The sequence below is a fragment of the Acetoanaerobium noterae genome (genome assembly GCF_900168025.1).
In the GTDB taxonomy this organism is placed as follows: Bacteria; Bacillota; Clostridia; order Peptostreptococcales; family Filifactoraceae; genus Acetoanaerobium; species Acetoanaerobium noterae.
In genome coordinates this window covers 207,868-225,463 of sequence record NZ_FUYN01000004.1, presented here as the reverse complement: position 1 = coordinate 225,463, position 17,596 = coordinate 207,868, and the positions used below count along the sequence as shown (strand labels likewise).

19 protein-coding genes and 1 riboswitch are annotated in these 17,596 nt (G+C 31.9%); of the genes, 15 read left to right on the top strand and 4 right to left on the bottom strand.

Going from position 1 to position 17,596, the window contains the following annotated elements; all coding sequences use genetic code 11:
* Positions 1 to 12: 12 nt before the first annotated feature.
* Positions 13 to 1,884 carry a glycoside hydrolase family 13 protein gene (locus B5X47_RS09585; RefSeq protein ID WP_079589930.1) on the top strand — a complete coding sequence of 624 codons (1,872 nt, stop codon included), beginning with the start codon at positions 13 to 15 and terminating at the stop codon, positions 1,882 to 1,884.
* A 146-nt stretch (positions 1,885 to 2,030) separates the two neighbouring features.
* Positions 2,031 to 3,302: a DEAD/DEAH box helicase gene (locus B5X47_RS09580; RefSeq protein WP_079589929.1), complete on the top strand. Its 1,272-nt coding sequence runs from the start codon at positions 2,031 to 2,033 to the stop codon at positions 3,300 to 3,302.
* Positions 3,303 to 3,497: 195 nt separating this feature from the next.
* Here the strand turns inward: B5X47_RS09580 and B5X47_RS09575 are convergent, their stop codons facing one another.
* Positions 3,498 to 3,842, bottom strand: a complete 345-nt coding sequence (locus B5X47_RS09575) for a PilZ domain-containing protein (protein ID WP_079589927.1) — start codon at positions 3,840 to 3,842, stop codon at positions 3,498 to 3,500.
* 198 nt (positions 3,843 to 4,040) lie between these two features.
* Between B5X47_RS09575 and B5X47_RS09570 the strand changes: the two genes are divergently transcribed.
* From B5X47_RS09570 to B5X47_RS09560, 3 genes are all read left to right on the top strand, one after another.
* Positions 4,041 to 4,655, top strand: a complete 615-nt coding sequence (locus B5X47_RS09570; protein WP_079589926.1) for a transglutaminase domain-containing protein — start codon at positions 4,041 to 4,043, stop codon at positions 4,653 to 4,655.
* Positions 4,656 to 4,799: 144 nt separating this feature from the next.
* A complete protein-coding gene (locus B5X47_RS09565) occupies positions 4,800 to 5,660 on the top strand; it encodes a hypothetical protein (protein ID WP_143215801.1) in 861 nt (286 codons plus the stop codon).
* Between the two features lie 24 nt (positions 5,661 to 5,684).
* The gene (locus tag B5X47_RS09560; RefSeq protein WP_079589923.1) at positions 5,685 to 6,215 is read left to right on the top strand and encodes a cob(I)yrinic acid a,c-diamide adenosyltransferase; all 531 of its coding nucleotides are present in this window, start codon (positions 5,685 to 5,687) and stop codon (positions 6,213 to 6,215) included.
* A 112-nt stretch (positions 6,216 to 6,327) separates the two neighbouring features.
* Here the strand turns inward: B5X47_RS09560 and B5X47_RS09555 are convergent, their stop codons facing one another.
* The 3 genes from B5X47_RS09555 to B5X47_RS09545 form a co-directional block, all read right to left on the bottom strand.
* A complete protein-coding gene (locus B5X47_RS09555; protein WP_013361193.1) occupies positions 6,328 to 6,762 on the bottom strand; it encodes a MarR family winged helix-turn-helix transcriptional regulator in 435 nt (144 codons plus the stop codon).
* 18 nt (positions 6,763 to 6,780) lie between these two features.
* Entirely contained in the window at positions 6,781 to 7,326 is a 546-nt protein-coding gene (locus B5X47_RS09550; RefSeq protein WP_013361194.1) for a glutathione peroxidase, read from the bottom strand.
* A gap of 79 nt (positions 7,327 to 7,405) precedes the next feature.
* Positions 7,406 to 8,134: an HAD family hydrolase gene (locus tag B5X47_RS09545; protein WP_013361195.1), complete on the bottom strand. Its 729-nt coding sequence runs from the start codon at positions 8,132 to 8,134 to the stop codon at positions 7,406 to 7,408.
* Between the two features lie 134 nt (positions 8,135 to 8,268).
* Between B5X47_RS09545 and B5X47_RS09540 the strand changes: the two genes are divergently transcribed.
* From B5X47_RS09540 to cbiT, 10 genes are all read left to right on the top strand, one after another.
* On the top strand, positions 8,269 to 9,342 hold the full coding sequence (locus tag B5X47_RS09540) for a hypothetical protein (protein WP_079589921.1): 1,074 nt from the start codon (positions 8,269 to 8,271) through the stop codon (positions 9,340 to 9,342).
* A 105-nt stretch (positions 9,343 to 9,447) separates the two neighbouring features.
* Positions 9,448 to 9,624, top strand: a riboswitch (cobalamin riboswitch).
* Between the two features lie 210 nt (positions 9,625 to 9,834).
* A complete protein-coding gene (locus B5X47_RS09535; RefSeq protein WP_079589919.1) occupies positions 9,835 to 11,205 on the top strand; it encodes a cobyrinate a,c-diamide synthase in 1,371 nt (456 codons plus the stop codon).
* Complete coding sequence (gene cbiB, locus B5X47_RS09530) at positions 11,189 to 12,148, top strand: adenosylcobinamide-phosphate synthase CbiB (RefSeq protein WP_079589918.1); 960 nt, start codon at positions 11,189 to 11,191, stop codon at positions 12,146 to 12,148. The genes B5X47_RS09535 and cbiB overlap by 17 nt, the downstream gene beginning before the upstream one ends.
* Positions 12,149 to 12,646 carry a hypothetical protein gene (locus tag B5X47_RS09525; protein WP_079589916.1) on the top strand — a complete coding sequence of 166 codons (498 nt, stop codon included), beginning with the start codon at positions 12,149 to 12,151 and terminating at the stop codon, positions 12,644 to 12,646.
* Positions 12,631 to 13,722, top strand: coding sequence for a pyridoxal phosphate-dependent aminotransferase (locus B5X47_RS09520; RefSeq protein WP_013361201.1), 1,092 nt, complete (start codon positions 12,631 to 12,633; stop codon positions 13,720 to 13,722). Before B5X47_RS09525 ends, B5X47_RS09520 begins: the two co-directional genes overlap by 16 nt.
* The gene (locus B5X47_RS09515) at positions 13,722 to 14,606 is read left to right on the top strand and encodes a GHMP family kinase ATP-binding protein (RefSeq protein WP_079589915.1); all 885 of its coding nucleotides are present in this window, start codon (positions 13,722 to 13,724) and stop codon (positions 14,604 to 14,606) included. Before B5X47_RS09520 ends, B5X47_RS09515 begins: the two co-directional genes overlap by 1 nt.
* Positions 14,607 to 15,251 carry a cobalt-precorrin-8 methylmutase gene (locus B5X47_RS09510; RefSeq protein ID WP_079589913.1) on the top strand — a complete coding sequence of 215 codons (645 nt, stop codon included), beginning with the start codon at positions 14,607 to 14,609 and terminating at the stop codon, positions 15,249 to 15,251.
* Positions 15,217 to 16,377: a cobalt-precorrin-5B (C(1))-methyltransferase CbiD gene (gene cbiD / locus B5X47_RS09505; protein ID WP_079589912.1), complete on the top strand. Its 1,161-nt coding sequence runs from the start codon at positions 15,217 to 15,219 to the stop codon at positions 16,375 to 16,377. Before B5X47_RS09510 ends, cbiD begins: the two co-directional genes overlap by 35 nt.
* Positions 16,374 to 17,015 (top strand): precorrin-6y C5,15-methyltransferase (decarboxylating) subunit CbiE, encoded by a 642-nt coding sequence (cbiE, locus tag B5X47_RS09500; protein ID WP_079589910.1) that lies wholly within the window; start codon positions 16,374 to 16,376, stop codon positions 17,013 to 17,015. Before cbiD ends, cbiE begins: the two co-directional genes overlap by 4 nt.
* Positions 17,005 to 17,586 (top strand): precorrin-6Y C5,15-methyltransferase (decarboxylating) subunit CbiT, encoded by a 582-nt coding sequence (gene cbiT, locus B5X47_RS09495; RefSeq protein WP_079589909.1) that lies wholly within the window; start codon positions 17,005 to 17,007, stop codon positions 17,584 to 17,586. The genes cbiE and cbiT overlap by 11 nt, the downstream gene beginning before the upstream one ends.
* Positions 17,587 to 17,596 lie beyond the last annotated feature (10 nt).

Genomic DNA, 17,596 nt, shown 5'->3' with positions numbered 1-17,596 from the left:
GGAGTGATTAATATGAAGCCCGCCTCTGACATAGGACTTTATTTTGATTCATGGGACGAAACTTTTAAAAAACCTTTTGGTGCAATTGAAAGAAATTCAAAAGTAGATTTTAAAATATCCTTTGAACCTACAATTTCGAGCAAAATAAATAGAATAGACATGGAGCTTTTTTATGAAGATAAGAAAATGTTCATAGAAATGAACCATGACAGTGAGTTTTATTATATAAGCTGGAAGTTTGAACATATTGGCCTTTATTTTTATAGATTTGTAATTTATATAGACCACCATAGATACTTTCTTGCACCAGAATATTTGGCCACTGGTGGGCTTGCTTTACTATATGAAGATGAAAAGGCTCCATCATACCAGCTTACTGTTCATGGGAAAATAGAAAAGGTTCCAGAATTTTATAGCGAAGGGACAGTTTATCAGATTTTTGTAGATAGATTTGCAAATGGAAATGAAAACGGTCAGCTATTAGATATAAAGCCGAATAGCTATATATATTCATCTTGGGAGGATACTCCTTCCTACATAAAAGGGCCAAATGGAGAGATACTAAGATGGGATTTTTATGGAGGCAATCTAAAAGGAGTAATAGATAAGCTAGATTATCTGAAGCAGCTTGGTGTAACTTGTATTTATCTTAATCCAATTTTTTTAGCAAGAAGCTGCCACAAATACGATACAGCAGATTATTCAAAAATTGATTCAATGTTTGGTGATGAAGAGATTTTTAAAGAGCTAATAGAAAAAGCTAAAAATAAGAATATGTATATTATTTTAGATGGAGTATTTAGCCATACTGGTAGTGATAGCATTTATTTTAATAAATATGGTAATTATTCTAGTATAGGAGCCTATCAATCAAAAGAATCAAAATACTTCAGCTGGTTTAAATTTAAAAATCATCCAGAAAGCTATGATTCGTGGTGGGGGATAGGTGATTTGCCAAATGTAAATGAAATGGAGCCTTCATATCTTGAGTTTATAACAGGTGAAGAAGGAATAGTAGCCAAGTGGATGAAAATGGGCATTAAGGGTTTCAGACTAGATGTAGCAGATGAACTTCCAGAGGAATTTATTAAGATTCTTAGAAAAAGAATGAAATCAATAGATAAGGATAGTGTCCTTTTAGGAGAAGTTTGGGAAGATGCCACTAATAAAATATCATATGGAGAAAGAAGGCAGTATATGTTAGGAGAGTCACTAGATTCTGTAACTGCTTATCCATATAGAAGAACTTTGTTTAATTTTATAAATAGAGAAATAAGTGCTCAGACATTTTATAATATTTGTACTATGTTCAAAGAAAACTATCCTAAGGAATACTACAAATCTTCCTTAAAAATGATAGGAAGCCATGATGTCCAAAGGGCAATGACTGAACTTGGAAGTGAAAGGAAATTTTTACTTGCAGTTACAATGCAGCTACTTTTTTTAGGCCCTGTGCTTATTTATTACGGAGATGAAGTTGGGCTCACTGGAGGAAAAGACCCTGAAAACAGAGCTACCTATCCATGGGATTCATATGAACACCTAGGATTTAAATATGAAGCTAAGACCAATCCTAGAAAAAATCTTAATGTTTTTAACCATTATAAAAAAATTCTTGAAATTAGAACAAATGAGCCTGTTATAAAAAAAGGCAATGTTAGCTATTTGGTTCTTTCAAAAAGATCTATAGCGTATAGAAGATTTGATGATAAAAACGAAATCTATGTAATTGCAAACAGCTCGGAGCTTTCAGAGGAAGTTATTATCGAGACAAATTCTAAAAAATTTATTGATTTATTAACAGGTGAAGAGCTTTTTGTAACTGGGGATAGGTTAGAACTTATTATCGATGGAGAATCTTCAAGAATCATAAAAAGAATGTAATAAAAATTAGGCATATAATAACCATTAGGGTAACTTAACTTTGCTTTATTAACAATAAAAAGGCACAAATAGGAAACTATTAGTGCCTTTAAGTCTTATTTATGTTATAATATAAAGTCATGATAATAGAAGGAGAAAAATATAATATGAGAACATTTTACGATTTAGGTATTAATACAGATAATATAGATAAACTGAGAAATATGTATATTACGAAACCAACAAAAATTCAAGAGCAGGCTATTCCTCTAATTCTTAAAGGAAAAGATATTATTGGAAAAGCTCAAACAGGAACAGGAAAAACCTTGGCATTTGTGTTACCTTTAATTCAGATGCTGGATGAAAATATATCTACACCTCAAGTACTTATATTAACACCGACAAGAGAATTAGCACTTCAGATTACTACTGTTGTTGAAGAATTGCTTAAGGACTCAGCTTTTGACGTGGTATCAGTTTACGGAGGCCATGATGTTGAAAAGCAAAAGAACCAATTAAAAAATAATGCACAATTTGTAGTAGGTACGCCAGGTAGAATTTTGGATCACATAAGAGAAGGCAGCATAAACTTCAAAAATCTAAAGCATGTAGTAATAGATGAAGCTGACCAGATGATGGCATTTGGATTTATGGAGGATCTTGATTTACTTTTTGATAAGACTCCAGAAAAAATGCAAAAGATGATTTTCTCTGCTACTATTCCTGATATGATAAGAAAGCTAGCAAGAAAAATAATGAATAATGCTATTAATATAGATATAGACCCAGAGAGCGTAGTAATTGACAATATCAGACAAGTTGTAGTCAGAACAACGGAAGAAAGAAGACTTCAATCATTAGAAATGGCATTAAAAGAATTTAAACCGTTTATGGCTATGATATTTTGTAAATCAAAAGAAAGAGCCAATGAGCTTTATGACAATATGGTAAATCTTAGATACGATGTAGAAATCTTACATGGAGATTTTTCACAAAACAAGCGTGAAAATATAATGAAACGATTTAGAGAACTGAAATTTCCTTTTCTTGTAACTACAGATATTTCAGCTAGAGGAATGGATATAGATGGAATAACTCATGTTTTCAATTACGATATTCCAAGACAAATAGAATACTATATTCATAGAGTAGGAAGAACAGGTAGAGCAGGAGAAAAAGGGATTGCCGTTTCATTTGTATCTGATAAAGAAGTAGAGCAAATGAAAAAAATTCAAAAAACAGTTGGAATTTCTATTCCTGAAGTATATGATAGAAGTTCTGATGAAAGAAAGAGAATGAATATAGAAACCTTATTAGAAGGAAAAGTTAAAACTAAAGAAGTAAGATATAGAAAAACTACTAAATCTAAGCCTTCACTTGTAAATGCAAGAAAAAGCGGGAAAAAAAGAACAAACCCAAGAAAAGGCTCATCTAAATAAAAAGTATTAGGTTACAAATAAGAATTTAGCCTAATTAAGCAATATAGATTGCTAGTTGGTTCTAGAAGCCTTATTATATAAAACAATAAAAATCTCGATAACCAAATAAGGGCTATCGAGATTTTTTAGTTATTACGAATCTAACAAGATTTCTTGGATTCATTAGAAATATTTAATTGCAAAATTTTGAAGCTTCTATTGCTTTTGAACTTCTGCATACTCATTTATTATGAGTGCTAAATTATCAGCCAATCCTACAAACTCACATCCGTAGTTATAGCCATCTTCTAAATCTGTTTTTCTAACTATTCGAAGAACTGTCAAAAAATGTCTGTTTTCATCAAAAGAAATTTCAGCATCGAAATAAAAATCGATAGGCAAATCTGCTTTTGAGTAAAAACCAACACCTCTAGGAGATATATCGTAAACAGTTATTTCAGCATCCAAATTCTCAATTTTAGTATTGTTTTGTTTGAAAAGGGAATCTACTACTAAACTTACTTTAAATGGTATACGATTATGTTTTCTTCTATCTTCCATCTTTTTCACCCCTTACTAAAGACAATTGAATTGATATTAATTATAACCAAAATTGAATTTATATCAAGTATTAATTTTTATAGTATATTTTTACCCTTTTTTTACCTAAATAAAAACCCAAGGTGATATAATATAAGTCATAATTTAACATTAAATTAGCGATTAATTGTTAAAGCATAGAATTTAAGGAGTTTTTGTATGAAAAATAAATTAGATAAAAACCTCAGAGGAATGCTTTTCTTAGGACTTACGCTTGTTATGGCATCTTCGTTTACTCAAAAAATTTATTCCTTAGGAGTGAAGGAAAAAACAAGAGAATCAGTTGCACAGGCATTGTCTATTGCTGGAGAGAAGATTGGATATAGAAGAATAAATTTAGATCCTAGATTAGTAGCACTTACTGGAGAAGAATTGAAATATGTAAATCTCAATATAGATATTGCTCTAAAAACTATAATAAAACCAGAACATACAGATAGAGAAAAATTAAAAGTAATTTATGATTATGTAGTAGAAAACTTAACTTATGATTATTCTACGGTTAACAATTCTGCATATCAGGCATTAAAGCAAAGAAGAACCATGTGCGCAGGCTATTCTCAGTTGTTTTATTTGATGAGTAAAAAAGCTGGATTTGATGTAAGCTATGTAATTGGAGAAGCGGGGAACGATTTACACATTTGGAATAAAATTAAGCTAGGTGAGGACAATTACTATATAGATACAACATGGGCGAGTAAGGACAAAGCTAAAAGATACGAGTATTTTTTAATAGATGCAAATAGCCTTTCAAAAACTCACACATGGAAGTAAAGCATATAGACAATGAGGTAGTAGGTGGATAAATACAAATTTTAAAGAAAATAAAAAATAAATAGTATATATTAATTAAATATAGTATATATTATATATTCAAAAATATCTGAGCTTAGTGTATACTATATTATAAAATTATAGATGAAAGTAGGAATGACTATGGTGTTGGAATGTAAACTAAAAAACAACAATCATATCACAGTGTTATTAGAAAGAGTTAACATATATAAGTCATTAGAGAGCTTGCTTTTAGAAGAGCTTGATATAAAAAAAGGGATGCTTATTTTTAACTCGGATTCTGCGGATAATCTTGGATATAATGAGATAGGCTTCAAAAATCCACCTATAGAAATAAGATTCATAGACAAAAAAATTGAAATAGTTGCACTTAATTATAAGGGCATGCATATAATGGAGTTTCTATTTAACCAAATCAGCTCAAAATTTTCTTTTTTTACATTAGAAAGAAAAAAGCATAAAATTAGTTTTATTTTTCCAATAGAAATTCAAGATGATTACAAGGAAAAAAATAAAATAGCAAGAGAGATTTTAGCTTATATCAATAGCTTAATAACGCTAGATGAATGTCCTTTTTTCAGCCTATATGGGGTAGTTGAAAACCAAATACCTATTTACAGAGGAAAGATTGAATCTAAATTTGAATTAAATGATCATATGTACAATATGATTGCCTATATCCCAGATGAAATATATATATGCAACTCGCTTACAAAAGAAGTTGTTAGAATCAGCTATGAAATTAAACTAAAAGAAGTTTGTCATATAGATGTTCCTATGTATATAGAGGACTATAGCTTACCAGAGGTTATAAGCAAGCAGGATTTAGTAACAAAAGCAGTTTATAAGAGCTCAAATATTTTTAATACTTTGCTAAATAATGAAAAAATAGATGGATGCTTTATAATAAACACGGGTAGAGGAGTAATAACTGGAACATCTGACTACACTTATTTAAATACATTTTCTTTAAAAAGAACATAATTATAATCAAAACAGGAGGACATAATGAAAAATCAAGGCTTAATTCACGTTTATACTGGAGATGGAAAAGGTAAGACTACTGCATCTGTTGGACTAGGTATGAGGGCGGCAGGCAGAGATTTCAAAGTTGTTATGGTTCAGTTCTTAAAATCTTCTGATACAGGGGAGCTTAAAGTTATAGAAAAGCTTGATAATTTTGAGGTTCATAGATTTGAAAGGCCAAGAGGATTTTTTTGGACTCTAAATGATAAAGAAAAGCTTGAGCTTCAAGAAGATATTGATAAAGCAATGCAGTTTGTAAAGGATAGATTGGAATCAGGTGATTGCGATTTATTGATTTTAGATGAAGTTATGGGAAGCATAAAAAACAAGCTGATAGATGTTGATAAGCTAGTAAATATGCTAAAAAATAGAAAGCCTCATATGGAAGTTGTACTTACAGGAAGAAATGTTCCAGCTGAAATTGTTGAGATTGCAGATTACGTTTCAGAAATAAATCCAATCAAGCATCCTTTTGAAAAAGGAATTCCAGCGAGAAGAGGAATAGAGGATTAATAAAAAATTTCAAATTTAGATTTAAATTACAAAACAAGGACTATAGGGAAACGAATTTTATTTCCTTATAGTCCTTAATTATATTTTGAAAATAGCAAAGCTTAAGTTATATTTATTTACACATACCGTCAAGTAATATATCAAGATGTTTTTTCAAAGAAACTGCATTTTCTATATTTAAATTTGTTGAGCATATGATTTTATCAGGTATATCAATAACTTCTTTTTTTAAATCCAGCCCTTTTTTTGTCAAAGAAACGATTATTAGTCTTTCATCATCACTTGAGCGTACTCTCTCAATTAAATTCATGGCTTCTAGCTTCTTTAGCAAAGGAGTCAAGGTACCAGAATCTAAAAATAATCTTTGTCCTAATTCCTTAACAGAAATATCACTTTTTTCCCAAAGAGCAAGCAAGGTTATATATTGAGTGTAAGTCAATCCTAGTGGGTCCAGAAAAGGTTTGTATTGCTTTATTATTTCTTTGGATGCCACATATACTGCGAAGCATAGTTGATTATCTAGCTTTAATTTATCTTCAGGTTTCATAGTAATTTTCCTTTTTTATTATAATAAATTTTCTATAGTGGAAACCATATCCATAGGCTCTGTAGCAGGTTCAAATCTATTAACTACATTACCTTCTTTATCGATGATAAACTTTGTAAAGTTCCATTTTACAGCATCGCCTACAGCAAATTCAGGGAATTTATCCTTTAGCATAGCATCTAGCATTTTGTTTGTAGGATTTGACATATCAAAACCTTTAAATGGAGCTTCAGACACTAAATATTTAAATAATGGATGAGCAAATTTCCCATTTACATCTGTTTTTTCGAATAGTGGAAAGTTAACACCGTAGTTAAGAGAACAAAAAGATTTTGTTTCTTGGTTTGTTCCAGGTTCTTGATCCATAAATTGATTACATGGGAAACCTAAAATCTCTACCCCTTTGTCCTTGTAATTATCATATAGCTTTTGTAAATCCTCGTATTGGGGAGTAAAGCCACATTTGCTAGCCGTGTTTACAACTATAAGTACTTTACCTTTATAATCTTGAAGAGAAACTAAATTACCATCGATATCCTTAGCAGTAAAATCATAAATGTTCATAATAAATAACCTCCTAAATTAAATATAAATTGTTTACAATTGAATTGTACACAATTTATATTTAATAGTCAAGTAGAAATTATAATAAAGTGGTAATTTGGTCAGGAGTGAAAGAATAGATTACATCCTTTCTTTCAATTATAATTTCAGCTCTTTTTCTTAAGCCTTCATCATTTTTTATATCGTTTAGCAGCTCTTTAGCTGGATTTATAGCAATAGGATAGCCTACGCGCTTTAGCATTGAAAAATCTCCATGAGTATCACCATAAGCATAGGACTTAGAAAGGTCTAAATCATGTTTTTCAACAAAATAATCAATAGCTTTGTCTTTGCTTTTTGAGTCCCACATAGGAACTATTCTGCCAGTGAAAATATCATCCTTAAATATATACTCAGTAGCTTTGTATTCAGTTACATTGTATTTTTTTGCCATTCGTTTAACCAAGTAATCAGGGCTTCCGGAAATAAATATTACGGTATGACCACTTTCTTTATGCCACTTTATTCTTGAACGAGTGTATCTATATACTCGTTCTGATTTCTGGTCTATTACATTTTGACTTGTAAACTCAATACTTTCTCTAGGCACTCCAGTAAGAGTATCTATATAAACTCCAGCTAGCTCAAGAAGATAATCATCATAATTACCCTGACGCTTATCCCAGTCATTGAAAGCTTCCTTTGCGTGAGCATGCCACATTAGAGGATCTATGATATCGTATTTAATCAATTTCTTAAAATGCTCCGTCATTAGAGAATCCCTGTAAAAAGTACCATCTATATCAAAAAAAGCTGCAATTTTTTTCATGCAAGCACCTCCAGAATTATAATCACTTGGCTGTTTTTAATAGTATAATAGATATATGGGTATAAAACAAAAAGTATATAAAACTACTAAAAACTATTATACTAAGTATACCTTTAAAATGGAGGACTAAACCAATGAAATTTGAATTTGCAAAGATAACCAAGTCACGCCTAATGGGGAGTCTTGGGTTACATATAAAATGGCAGGATGAAAAAGAAACACTAAATCAATTCTTCTTATTGGATGCTGAAGAAGATGGAATAGCTGATTATGTAGGACTTCGTAATGCTAGTCTAAAGGATATATTTATTGAAGAAAATAGACTTATGGGTGGTCTGGGCTCTAGTATAATAAGAATAACAAAAAAAGAAGCGCTTAACTTACTGTATGAATATGCAAGAATTAATATTAAAAGCTCGCTGTCTTTTCCAGGAGATTTTTTAGAATATGAATATTTATTAAAAAGAGATACTACTGTGGACGAAGAAAAACTTTTTTTCAAAACCTGCGTAGCTATATCGGAGCCTATAGAGTTTATTAATTATATGACTATGAGACTAGTAGCTAAAGATAGCAAAGCTCTAAGATATTTTTCGTCTGAAAAAAAACCTCTTTATCCTGAGGTATCCTCAAAGGGAGCCGTGCTTTTAAAAAATACTGTTAGCAAAATGAATGATAATAGATACTACTCAAATGCGATAATTGAAGATGCTACAGGCTACTATAAGCTTAAGCTCGGATTTACTATAATAGATGAAAATCCATTTAAGCTTAGGTCCATATTAGCAGGAGAAAAACAGCCAGTTGACAGTGAAAGTGTTAGAAAAGAGATAAGTAGACCTGAGTATATAGCTCACTATAAAATTCAAGATGAAGAGCTAGTGCATAATTTAAAAAAGGCATATCCTACTTTATACAAAGTGCCTTTTGACAAAGGGGATATGTACACAAAGTTTAAGCCTCATAATGACCATGTTAAGGAAGAAGAATATAATATAAGCGACGATTTAGAGGCTGTTTTTTTTACGACAGAAAGCGAGCTTGTCTTTGCAGCACTTGATTCTAAAACGTATAAAGTTGGATTTAAGGTTTTAGAAACTATAGGTGGTTTAAGCTTAGTAAACGAATTTGTGTTTCCTTATCCAGTAATATATGATTATGCTGAATCAAAAGAGAACAGGTTTTCAGAATTTTTGGCATCGATTTAGCAGAAGTTTAATGCAAATCCATTGCAATAACTTGTATCTAAGCTTATAAAAATTCATTATATGATTGATTCTAGTTTTTCTTTATGGTATTATAAATGAGTAAATAAAATAATACGATGTTCAGGTGCTAGATAGCTTAATAGGGAAATGAGGTATTCCTCTGCAGCCCCCGCTACTGTAAAAGATGACGATTTCGTTGATGCCACTGCTTTTTTTAAAAGTGGGAAGGTACGAAAGAGGTTGATTCTTAGCCAGGAGACCTGCCTGTACATGCATGATACTTTCGGGGAGGAAGGATTCACACATATCTAGTTTTAAATTTAATTTACTTAGATATAGCATTAATTAGTAAATGAAAATTAAGTAAAGATATAATGTTGAACCAGGCCTTAGGTCTGGTTTTTTTATTGTAAATATAGCAGAACATACATGAGATATGAGCGATTTATATTGCTCTAATAGATTGAAATTTTGTGAAATTGGGAGGAAATTATGGATAGGATTATGATAGCTGCAACTCATAGTGGAGCAGGAAAAACTACAATCACAAGTGGATTGATGCGTGCGCTTAAGGATAAAGGTCTAAAAGTTCAGCCATATAAAGTAGGACCAGATTATATTGATACAAGCTACCATAAACAGGCCTCTGGATTAGATTCACATAATATAGACGAATTCATACTTCCAAAAGATGAAATAAGAAATATTTTTGCAGCCTATGCAAAGACATCGGATATATCAATAATAGAAGGAGTAATGGGCGTATATGATGGCTATCAATCAGACAGTGATTACTGTTCTAGTGCGTCTATGGCAAAAATTTTAAATTGCCCTGTTATTTTAGTAATAGATGCAAGGGCTATGGCAGGTTCAGCGGCTGCTTTAGTAAAAGGCTTCGTTGAGTTCGATAAAGACCTCGATATAGTGGGAGTAATTTTAAACAATGTTTCTAGCGAGAATCACTATGACATATTAAAGCAGGCAATAGAGAAAAATGTAAATGTGAAAGTATTAGGTAGGATACCTAAAAATTCAGATATATCATTACCATCTAGACATCTTGGACTAGTGATGCAATCAGAGCTGGATGATTCAGAGCAAAAATTGCAGACAATGGCAGACTTGGTTACTACATATTTGGATTTAGATGAAATTATAAAAATAAGCAAAGCAAAATCAACTTGGGAGTCTAAGCGAGCAATAAAAAGAAGTGATAAGAATCTAACGCTAGCTGTTGCTTTCGATAAAGCTTTCAACTTTTATTATCCAGATACGCTTAATATACTTAAGCTTGCAGGTATAAAGCTAGAATATTTTAGTCCGATAAGTGACAGTGAGCTTCCAGAATGTGATGGAATATATTTTGGAGGAGGATATCCTGAGATTTTTGCTAGAGAGCTATCTAATAACACTAAAATGAGAGCTAGTATTAAAGAGGCTTCTAATAATAACATGCCTATTTATGGAGAATGCGGCGGACTTATGTATTTAGGAGGTTATCTGATAGATAGTGATGGCAACAAATTTGATATGACTGGAATTCTATCTGGATACAGTAAGATGAGCGCAAAGCTCCAAAGATTCGGATATTGCCAAGGAAAACTTAATGAGTCAACCATAATAGGAGAAAAAGGGCAAATAGTAAGAGGGCATGAATTTCACCATTCAGAATTTATAACAGATTTAGAGCCTGTATATAGCATGGAAAAAGAAATGTCAGATTATAGTATAAAAACCTGGGCAGGAGGATATAAGTACAAAAATACATTTGGAACCTATCTTCATACTCATTTTGCTTCAGACTACAATCTTATATATAAATTTTGCTCAGCTTTGGAGGAATACAGTGAATCTAATTTATAGCATCCTAATAGCATTTATACTGGATTTGATATTTGGAGATCCCTATAGCTTTCCGCATCCGACTAGATTTATAGGAAAATACATAAATTTTATGGAAGCCAGCCTAAGAAAGAGCTTTAAATCTCAATCTCAGCTCAAATTTGCTGGATTTATCCTAATGCTAACTACAGTTGCTTTAACTTATGCAATTACATTCTCACTTGTAAAGCTATCTTTTGGAATAAATGAGTCTGTAGGTGTATTGATAGAAGGTTTTATACTTTACACTACTTTTTCAGTTAAGTGCCTTAAAGATGAAGCCGTAAAGATATATAAAGCCTTGGAAACTGGCGATATAGAAAAATCTAGGCTAGCACTTTCTTATATAGTAGGCAGAGATACTACAAGCCTAGAATTCAAGGAAATAATTAGAGCGGTAGTAGAAACTGTGGCGGAAAATACAGTTGATGGGTTTCTTTCACCACTGTTTTACGCAGCAATTGGTGGAGCACCTCTTGCTATGGCGTACAAAGCTATAAATACCCTTGATTCTATGGTTGGATATAAAAATGACAAGTATATAAATCTAGGTTATTTTTCTGCTAAAACAGACGATATTGCAAACCTTATTCCAGCTAGACTCAGCACTTTATTTATGAGTATAGGAAGCTTACTAGCCGGAGGAAATGCAAAAAAAGCTTTTATTATAAGCATCAGAGATAGAAAAAATCATAAAAGTCCTAATTGTGCTTTTGCTGAAGGAGCAGTAGCTGGAGCTTTAGGAATACAGCTTGGAGGAACAAACGTATATTTCGGCCAAGAAGTATATAAGCCAACAATAGGAGATAAGTTAAGAGAGATTAATAACGACGATATTTTGTCCACATGTAAGATTATGTATATGACAGCTACGTCTGCTGTAATTACAACTACAGCTTTATTAGCAATAAAGGAGTTTATGTAAATGAAAATACCAAAGCTAAGCTTAAAATACCTTGCGTTTTTAATAGTTTCTTACTTACTTTCGTTTTTATATATAGGAAATAGTACATTTTCATTCACAAGCTTGCCGTCTATTCTATATACATTAACAGGGTCCAATATTTCTGGTGCCAGTCTATCTTTTCTTGTATTTTTGATGACTGGAGTTTACAAAGGCTCTCCCCAAAATTTATTAGCTAGAGCAATAATTGCCGCTGGAGTAGGACTAGGAGTGTACCTATTTGGAGTAGCTAATAAGAAATATGAAAACTCCAATTTAGCTGCTGTAGCGATAACTGTAGTACCTAGTATAATAACCTTTTTTTCAATCAGAGCGTTTTATACTTATGAAGCAGCAATGGATATGTCAAAAACTGTTTTAATCATGCTTGCGATAAACACCTTCCTAGCTTTAATTATAGACAAGGTATCAAATATGCCAAATCAGAAGGGAGTAATAGCAAAATGGCTAAAGAGGTAAAGCTATCAGATAGAGTACATGGAGCTGATACAAAGGCTTCTTCAAAGATGCTCAATATAGATGAATCTGAAATAATAGATTTTAGTTCAAATGTTAATATTTTTACCTCACAAATAGATTTTCAGGCTATTTTTTCAAATATTACAACCACCCTAAATAAATATCCTGATATTAATTATGAAGAGCTTAGAAACACTTTATCAAATATTTACAATGTGAAATCATCTAATATAATACCTGGAAATGGAGCAACAGAATTAATTTATTTGATAATGAAGCTACCTCAAATTGAAAAAATAGGAATATTTCATCCAACCTTTTGTGAATATGAAAGAGCGGCAAAAATATCAGGCAAGAATCCAGTGGATTTAAGTTTTGACTTGTTAAAGCAAGAAAATGAAGCTTTACTTCAAAATGCTATTGAGGATTTGGATATGGTAGTAATATGCAATCCTAACAACCCAACTGGTGAGATAAAAAATCTTTCAAAGCTTATAGATATTGCAAATAAGAATAGTACACTCGTATTTGTAGATGAAACCTTTATCGATTTTACTGACAACAAAGAGTATTCGATGCTAGGTCAAATAAATAATTATAATAATGTAATTATCTTAAAAGCAATAACAAAGTTTTATGCTATGCCAGGAGCAAGATTAGGCTACATATTCACATCAAATGAAAAGCTTATTGATATGCTTTGGCAGTATAAAGAGCCTTGGACAATAAATGTGTTTGCAGAGCAGTTAGTAAAGCATTTACAAACAGAGATTATAACAAGTAAAACACATTATTATTATAAAGACGAAATTAAACGCTTGATTTCAATTTACGAAGATATGAATGTAAAGACAAAGCAATCAGTAACAAATTATTTGCTTTTAAGACTACCGACAGGCTTTAGTGGGACTGCTATAAAAGCAGTACTTCTCAAAAATTACAAATTGTTAATAAGAACATGTACGGACTTTAGAGGCTTAGACGATACCTATATAAGAATCGCAATTAAGGATTCAAAGTCCAATACACTTCTTGCTAATGCTATAAGACAAATACTTTGCATGGAGGTGATTTGATGCAATATTATGGAATTTGTCCAGCCTCCTGTGGAGAGCTGATTCAAGGGCAAATAGAGTCAGGAGAATATTTATCTTCTTACTGTGTTTCATTATATTCAAAAGCTATAATAACAGAGCAAACCTCTTCAAATACTAAATTAACTACATATCCAAAGTCGATTATGGCTATGAAAAAAACCTTTGAGTTTTTTAATGAGGAAAAAGCTTTAAAAAATCTTAGCCTAGAGATGGTTAGCAATATACCTAGAAGTAAAGGAATGGCTAGTTCTACTGCTGATATAGGAGCGGTTATTGGAGCTTCGTGCGCTTATCTTGGAATAGATATTTCGCCAGATGATGCTTCTAAGATAGCAGCAAAAATAGAACCGACAGATTCAATTTACTACAAAAGCTTGGTTGCCATGAATCCCCTAAATGGGAATCTAATAAAAAATATAGGTAATATTAGAGGCCTAAAAACTCTTATATTAGAGCCTAGAGCTAAGATAAAAACTAAAGATGTAAGAAATAAATTAGGTTATTCAGAGTTTAAAAAGTCAAATATTTTAAAATATAACGAAATCTTAGGAGATTTTGAATCAGCAATAAAATCAAATAATCTAAAGGAGCTTGGAAAAGCTGTAAATAAAAGCTCGTTATTAAATGAACACCTTCTTCCTAAGCCATATCTTAAGGAAGTGATGGATATAGCAATGAGTCTAGGGGCTTATGGTGTTAATATAGCTCATAGTGGAAGCGTTGTGGGAATATTACTCGATATAAATGATAGCTCTGCAAATTACAAAAGTGAGCTTATTAACAACAACTTGGCAAAATATTTTGGACGTATGTACTGCCTTCCAGTAATAGATGGCGGTATAAATTATGGGAGGATGAGCTAAATGGAATATATAAAGAATCCAATGAAAATTGAAGATGAGAGCTTTAAAATAATTCAAAGCATTATTGATGAACAAAGAGAAAACTATCAATTTAAAAATGAATTTGAAGAAGCAATAATTAAAAGATGCATTCATACATCAGCAGATTTTGATTATTTAGACAATCTTAAGATAAGTGAAGATTTTCAAGCTACAATAACAAAAGCACTTAAAAATAAAGCTGATATTTACACTGATACTAACATGGCATTATCTGGAATTAACAAATCAGCTCTTTCTAAGCTAGGGATTTCAGTTAAATGCTATGTAGCTGAGCCAAAAACAGCTGAAATAGCTAAAGAAAAAGGTATAACAAGATCAATGGCTTCAGTTCTTAGAATGATAGAAGAAAAAAAAGATAAGATTTTAGTTGTTGGAAATGCTCCTACTTATTTGTTTCAAGCTATTGAGGAAATCCAAAAGGGAGATACCTCTATTAAAGCAATAATTGGTGTTCCCGTTGGTTTTGTTGGTGCAGCTGAGTCCAAGGACTATCTAGCTAAATTTGATATTCCACATATAGCAGCACTAGGAAGAAAAGGTGGAAGTAATATAGCAGCAGCTATAGTAAATGCTGTTTTATATCAGATGGTTGAAAGGGATTAAAATGGAGTTTTATGAAAAACAGCTCGGTAGCGTAAGTGTTGATGGCAAGCTATTAAGAAGAGGGTTTACTACTGGAACAGCAGCAGCTGCTGCTGCAAAGGGAGCTTATTTACTACTTTCTACTGGAGAAGTCCCAGATATTGTAGATGTAAAGCTACCATCAGGTCTTATACTTAAAATAATTACAGATTTCTGTAGTTATGATTCTAATACTAATACAGCATTTTGCTCAGTAAAAAAATATGCTGGAGACGATATAGATGTAACTAACCAGCTTGAAATAGTAGCCAAGGTGAGCTATTCGAATGAAGCGAAAATAAAGCTGACTGCTGGCGAGGGCATAGGAATAATAACTAGAAATGGATTGCAGCTAGATATAAACGAGCCAGCAATAAATCCTAAACCAAGAGAGCTCATCTTCAGTCAATTTGAAAATGAGAGCGAAAATTTAGGTCTTAATATTGAAATTAGCGTGCCAAATGGAAAGGAAGTCGCCAAAAAAACCTTTAATCCAAGGCTTGGAATCGTAGGAGGAATATCTATACTAGGAACTACTGGTATAGTAGAGCCTATGAGTGAGGATGCTTTCAAAAGGTCTTTACTAGAAGAGTTAAAGCAAAAAAAATCAGAGGCTTTGTGCTTTACCTTTGGAAATATGGGAGAAAAAAATCTCATAGCAAGAGGGGTAGCTGAGGATAAAATTTGCATCTGCAGTAACTTTATAGGCTATATGCTAAGAGAAGCGAGTTCGCTTGGAGTAAAAAAAGTACTTTTATCTGGGCATCTAGGTAAGATGGTGAAGCTTTCTGGAGGTATATTCAATACCCATAGCCACATTGCTGATGCAAAAAACGAAATTATTTCAGCCAATTTAGCTTTACTAGGTGCACCTAAAGCGCTTATTGAAAAAGTTATGCAGTGTCTAACTGCAGAAGAGAGTATATCATCAATTAGAGAGTATGGATATAATGAAGTCTTTGATATATTGGCTCAAAAAGCTGCACAAAAATCTCATGTTCACACCTATAACGAAATTTTGGTTGAGACAATGATGTTTGACTTAAAAGGAAATCTCATATGCGAAAGCAATGGGGCAAATACTTTACTTGAGGAGCTGATAAGATGATAACAATCGTTGGACTAGGTCCTGGGCAGTCAAAATATTTAACAAATGAAGCAATAGCTATAATTGAGTCAGCTTCTGTAATTTACGGAGCTAAAAGACATATAGATATAATTAGTGATATAAAAACCAAGGCATCAAAATCCAGCTATGTGAAGCTTGGAGAACTATCAGCTATGATTAGCGAAAGTATCACCAAAGGATATGAAAATATTGCTGTTCTGGCATCGGGAGACCCATCACTTTATGGAATTGCAAAGTATCTTATGGATAAATTTGCAGGTGAAGATAAGAAGGAGGTTGAAATAATACCAGGAATAAGCTCAGTGGCTTATCTATTCTCAAAAATAAAGCAATCCATGAATGATATTTACATAACATCAACTCATGGCAAAGACTTAAGCTTTGATACAGTTATAAATATGGATAAGGTAGCATATGTTACAGACAGTAATAGAGGTCCAGTGTATATTGCAAATAGGTACCTTGATGCTGGGTTAGATCCCTATATTATAGTAGGAGAAAATTTGGCTTATGAGAATGAACGCATTACTCTTTCAAAGGCGTCAAAGCTAGATAAAGAGAAATATTATGATATGAATGTCGTAATAGTTATCAAGGAGGATGCTTATGAGAGATAGTGCATTCAAAAGAGAAGATAAGATTCCTATGACAAAAGAAGAAATAAGATATATATCGCTTGGATATTTAGAAATAAATAATGCAAAAAAAATGCTAGATATAGGAGCTGGAACTGGAAGTGTGAGTTTTGAAGCTTTGTTTTCAAATAAACATCTTCTACTTACCGCTATAGAGCAAAATAAAGCGGCTTATGATTTGTTTTTAGCCAATATGGACTTATTTAATCAGCAAGAAAAAAATATTTCAAATAGAATAAGACTCATAAACGATAAAGCTCCTACAGCTGAGATTGAAGGAAAGTTTGATAGGATTTTTATTGGAGGAACTGGAAGCAATGTAAAAGAAATAATCAACTGGTCTTACGATTTACTAGAAGAAAATGGAATCCTAGTGATGAACTTCATAACGATTGAAAATTTTTATGAATCACTATCATATATAAATGAGCATAGAGGATTTGCAAAAGCAGAAGGAGGGCTAGTCAGCATCAATAAATTTGCTGATATAGGACCTTATCAATATATGAAACCAAATAATCCAACATTTATTTTAAAAACAATAAAATTATAAGAGGTGTAAA

Coding starts and splice junctions, on each gene's coding strand:
- B5X47_RS09550 (WP_013361194.1), bottom strand. CDS start 7,326: ATGAACATTTATGATTTTACTGCTAAGGATATCGATGGTAATTTAGTT.
- cbiE (WP_079589910.1), top strand. CDS start 16,374: ATGATAACAATCGTTGGACTAGGTCCTGGGCAGTCAAAATATTTAACA.
- B5X47_RS09540 (WP_079589921.1), top strand. CDS start 8,269: ATGAAATTTGAATTTGCAAAGATAACCAAGTCACGCCTAATGGGGAGT.
- B5X47_RS09510 (WP_079589913.1), top strand. CDS start 14,607: ATGGAATATATAAAGAATCCAATGAAAATTGAAGATGAGAGCTTTAAA.
- B5X47_RS09515 (WP_079589915.1), top strand. CDS start 13,722: ATGCAATATTATGGAATTTGTCCAGCCTCCTGTGGAGAGCTGATTCAA.
- B5X47_RS09565 (WP_143215801.1), top strand. CDS start 4,800: ATGAAAGTAGGAATGACTATGGTGTTGGAATGTAAACTAAAAAACAAC.
- B5X47_RS09520 (WP_013361201.1), top strand. CDS start 12,631: ATGGCTAAAGAGGTAAAGCTATCAGATAGAGTACATGGAGCTGATACA.
- B5X47_RS09555 (WP_013361193.1), bottom strand. CDS start 6,762: ATGAAACCTGAAGATAAATTAAAGCTAGATAATCAACTATGCTTCGCA.
- B5X47_RS09575 (WP_079589927.1), bottom strand. CDS start 3,842: ATGGAAGATAGAAGAAAACATAATCGTATACCATTTAAAGTAAGTTTA.
- B5X47_RS09545 (WP_013361195.1), bottom strand. CDS start 8,134: ATGAAAAAAATTGCAGCTTTTTTTGATATAGATGGTACTTTTTACAGG.
- B5X47_RS09580 (WP_079589929.1), top strand. CDS start 2,031: ATGAGAACATTTTACGATTTAGGTATTAATACAGATAATATAGATAAA.
- B5X47_RS09535 (WP_079589919.1), top strand. CDS start 9,835: ATGGATAGGATTATGATAGCTGCAACTCATAGTGGAGCAGGAAAAACT.
- B5X47_RS09525 (WP_079589916.1), top strand. CDS start 12,149: ATGAAAATACCAAAGCTAAGCTTAAAATACCTTGCGTTTTTAATAGTT.
- cbiD (WP_079589912.1), top strand. CDS start 15,217: ATGCTGTTTTATATCAGATGGTTGAAAGGGATTAAAATGGAGTTTTAT.
- B5X47_RS09570 (WP_079589926.1), top strand. CDS start 4,041: ATGAAAAATAAATTAGATAAAAACCTCAGAGGAATGCTTTTCTTAGGA.
- cbiT (WP_079589909.1), top strand. CDS start 17,005: ATGAGAGATAGTGCATTCAAAAGAGAAGATAAGATTCCTATGACAAAA.
- B5X47_RS09560 (WP_079589923.1), top strand. CDS start 5,685: ATGAAAAATCAAGGCTTAATTCACGTTTATACTGGAGATGGAAAAGGT.
- B5X47_RS09585 (WP_079589930.1), top strand. CDS start 13: ATGAAGCCCGCCTCTGACATAGGACTTTATTTTGATTCATGGGACGAA.